The following is a 3,917-nucleotide window of genomic DNA, read 5'->3' as shown; positions in this document are numbered from 1 at the left end:
TTCCGTTGCTGTGTGCTCAGGCTACTCGTCGGCTTCATCTGATCTGTCCGAACGCTGTGACCCGTGAGACAGGCCACGGGCATGGGAAGTGTGCCAGTATCTGACAGGGACCGTCCCGATCCGGGCATTCGCGACGGGATCCGCGACGGGATCCGCGACATGCGAGGATCCACGCGTGGCGGTGTGGCTCGGGGTTGACGTGGGTGGCACCTTCACCGACCTGGTCGCGGTTGACGACAACGGGCAGCTGGTTTTCGCAAAGGTGCCGTCGGTGCCCGCCGACCCGTCGGTCGGCGTCCTCGGCGCCATCCGTGGTGCCGGTTTCGCTACCGGCTCCGGGAGCGCAGGGCCCGGGCACCCCGGGCACGGGGCTTTCGAGCCCGCAACGGTCGAGCGCTTCGCCCACGGCACCACGGTTGCCACCAACGCGTTGCTGGAGCGGCGGGGGGCGCGTACCGCTCTGGTGACCACCCGCGGGTTCGCCGACATCATCGAGATCGGTCGGCAGAACCGGCCGGCGCTTTACGACCTCACCCGCGATCGCCCGCCGGCACTGGTGCCGCGCGAACTCCGCTACACCGTCGTGGAGCGCACCGGGCCGGCCGGTGTGATCATTGCGCTGGATGAGGACAGTCCGCGGGAGGTCGCCGCGGCACTCGCGACTGTTGACGATCTTCAGGCCGTGGCCGTGTGCCTGCTGTTCTCCTTCGTCCATCCCGAGCACGAACGCCAGGTCGCCGACGTGCTGCGCAGCAGCCTGCCCGGGGTCACCGTGGTGGCCTCACACGAGGTGCTGGCGCAGTTCCGGGAGTACGAGCGGTTCGCCACCACCGTCGCCGACGCCTACCTGACGCCGACGCTGTCGGCATACCTGCGGGCGCTCGCCCGCCGGTGCGTGGCCGCGGGGCTGCCGGTGCCCCTGGTCATGCAGTCCTCCGGCGGGGTGGTGGATCTCGGGACCGCGGCCGCTCACGCCGCGGCATGCGTGCTGTCGGGGCCGGCCGGCGGAGTGGTCGGTGCCGCCTACGTCGCGGGGCTGTCGGGCGTGGCCGATCTGCTCACCTTCGACATGGGCGGAACATCCACCGATGTCGCGCCGGTGCTGGGGGGACGGGTGCAGATCACCGCCGAGTCGATGCTGGCCGGCATACCGATCACGTTGCCCACGGTGGACGTGCACTCGGTGAGCGCCGGCGGCGGGTCGGTGGCATGGGTGGACTCCGGCGGGGCGCTGCGGGTCGGGCCCCGTTCGGCCGGCGCCGACCCCGGCCCGGCATGCTACGGCCGCGGGGGGACCGAGCCGACGGTGACCGACGCGGACCTGGTACTCGGCGCTCTGGCCGACGGCGCGAGCCTCGGTGGCGAGGTCAGCCTGTCGCGCGCGTCCGCCCACAAGGCGTTGGCAGCCCTCGGTATGGAATTGAGGACGAGCGCATCGGGGACGAGCGCATCGGGGACGAGCGGGGGAGACCTGGCCGCGGTGGCCGCGGCGGCCGGTGTGGTCGCCGTTGCCGACGCGGAGATGGTCCGGGCGCTGCGGGTGGTCTCGGTGGAACGTGGGCTTGACCCGCGGGACCTGACCCTGGTGGCCTTCGGCGGCGCGGGTGGGATGCATGCGTGCGCGCTGGCCGAGGAGCTGGGGATGCATCGGGTGCTGGTGCCGTTGGCCGCCGGCGTGCTGTCCGCGCTGGGCCTTGCCCTCGGCGACGTCCGCCGGGACTACCTGCGCGCCGTGCGCGGCCTGCTCACCGACGTCGACCTGGCCGCGGCCTTCGCCGAGCTGGCCAGGACCGCCGCCGGAGATGTCCCGGCCGCGGACGTATCCGTGTTCATGGTCGAGATGCAGGTTGACTGCCGCTATGCTGGCCAGTCGCACGAACTGACGATCGTGACCGCGTCCGCGTCCGCGTCCGGGCGCGGGCTGCCGGGAGCCGGTGATGGTGTGTCCGTCAGCCGGGTGCGGGCGGCCTTCGAAGCCGAGCACATGCGCAGGTACGGGCATGTGGCGCCCGGCCGGGATGTCGAGGTGGTGGCCGTGCGGATGGTCATGACAGTGCCGGGTCGGCGCCCCCGGCTGGCCGCCCCGGCCGCCGATCCCGCGGCGGTGCGCGGCCGGCGCTCTGTGTACCTGGATGGTTCCTGGCAGGACGTGGCTGTCGTGCCCCGCGCGGGGTTGGGGCCGGGCGACGGCGTCGCAGGGCCGGCGATCGTCGAGTTCGCCGAGGCGACCTGCCTGGTGCGTGCCGGCTGGACCGCCGAGGTGGACCCGGTCGGCTCCCTGCTGCTCACCCGTGTCTGAAGCGTTACTCTGTCGGCGGTTGTCGGTCGAGCGGGAATGAGTGGGACTGCAACACGACAGAAACAGATGTGTCATGTTTCACTGCGAATCTGACGCCCGTGCCGCGTCATGACCAGTTCGCAGGGCGAGGCTCCTTGCCGGGGAGCCGTCCTGGCCCGGTGCCCGAGACGGCTGGCGGCCTTGACCGGATTTGTCGTCCCGGGCGCCGCCGGCGGCCCCGGATGCCTCGGTGGTAGCGCCGTAGTGGCGCTGCAGCCCGGCAAGGGAAAAGTGGACGGAAAGCACTACCTGCCGTCCACCCCGGAAACGGTCCGGTGGGGGCACCTGCCTACTGCCGAGACCCGGCCCGTGCTGAGTGTGGAGTCGGGCGCCACGGTGACGGTCGACACGGTCAGCCAGGAGGGGATCCTCGACGACCAGGGGCGCGACCCGGACGCCTTCTTCGCCGGCTTCGGTGTCGCGACTTCCGAGGTTCTCGACGATGCCCGCATGATCGCTTCTTCTGGTATCCCGCACCGGTTCGGCGTGGACGGTCCACACGTGGTGACCGGCCCGGTGTTCGTCCACGGTGCTGAGCGCGGTGACGTGCTGCGGGTGGATGTGGTTTCGCTGCATCCTCGAGCCAGGTATGGCGTTGTGTCGACCCGGCACGGCGCGGGGTTGCTCGCCGGGGAGTTCCCCGAAGGCGACCCTCCCGGTCCCGACGCGAATGCCCGTAACTGGACGGCTTTCCGGACGACGAGCAGCTTCTGTACCGTCGAACGGCGCCGGGGCAGGCTTTTCGGGGCGCTGGGTGGAGCCGGCGGCCGGAAGGTGCGTTTTCCGCTGTCGCCGTTCATGGGCATCATGTCGGTGGCGATCGACGGTGCCGGTCCGGTTCGTTCGACCTCGGTCGGAACACATGGCGGAGCTCTCGACTGCGGGGACCTGAGTGTCGGTGCCCGGTTGTTTCTTCCGGTGGGGATCCCCGGCGCACTGTTTGCCGTTGGTGACCCGCATTATTCGTCGGGTGAAGGAAAGATCGCCATGGTTGCGCTTGAAGGGCCGCTGCGCGCGACCTTCCGGCTGACCGTGGTAAAGGAATCCGTCGCTCGGTCCGCTCTCGGAGCGCTGCGCGAACCTTTCGTCGAGACCGACACCCATTGGATTTCGATGGGGGCACACGCCGATCTCGCGGATGCCGTGCGCCGGGCAACGCGCTCGGCTCTGCTCTTTCTGTCCACCCGACTCGGCATGGACCGGGCCGACGCGTTCGCGTACCTGTCCGCGGCGGCTGCCTTCGGTATCGGCCGCGCGGCCGGCGATTCCCGGACGGCGTACTGCCGGATTCGCCGGGCGGACTTCGGGGAGCCGGCTATCGCCAAGCCTCGGCTGGTACGTCCCGCATTCGGACGAGTCATCCCTACTCCTGGCACGGATGAGCCCCGGGACGGACCGGATCCGGCGGCAGAAGACGGACCGGATCCATCCGGCGCTGAAGGGCCGCGCAGCGTCGTGCCGGATGCGGCGGGCGGTGGCGAGGATGAGGGTTGACCCGGGGCGACCCGGCGGGTGGCGGGTTTGTCGGTGGCGTGCGGTACGAAGGTTGTATGCCAGTGGAACAGCGCCCACCAGCCGA

The 3,917-nt window shown here is 70.8% G+C and carries 2 protein-coding genes; both read left to right on the top strand.

Going from position 1 to position 3,917, the window contains the following annotated elements:
- Positions 1-175 precede the first annotated feature (175 nt).
- The gene (locus tag U9980_RS09605) at positions 176-2,299 is read left to right on the top strand and encodes a hydantoinase/oxoprolinase family protein (protein ID WP_322767606.1); all 2,124 of its coding nucleotides are present in this window, start codon (positions 176-178) and stop codon (positions 2,297-2,299) included.
- 108 nt (positions 2,300-2,407) lie between these two features.
- Positions 2,408-3,832, top strand: coding sequence for an acetamidase/formamidase family protein (locus U9980_RS09600; RefSeq protein WP_322767605.1), 1,425 nt, complete (start codon positions 2,408-2,410; stop codon positions 3,830-3,832).
- Positions 3,833-3,917: the final 85 nt, after the last annotated feature.

The organism is Protofrankia sp. Cr1, from assembly GCF_963555865.1.
Taxonomy (GTDB): domain Bacteria; phylum Actinomycetota; class Actinomycetes; order Frankiales; family Frankiaceae; genus Protofrankia.
The sequence above is the reverse complement of the archived record's forward strand: the minus strand, read 5'-3'. Positions and strand labels throughout refer to the sequence as shown.

What these genes read in the sequence shown, in the direction of transcription:
- U9980_RS09600 (WP_322767605.1), top strand. Translation starts at nt 2,408, where the DNA reads ATGACCAGTTCGCAGGGCGAGGCTCCTTGCCGGGGAGCCGTCCTGGCC.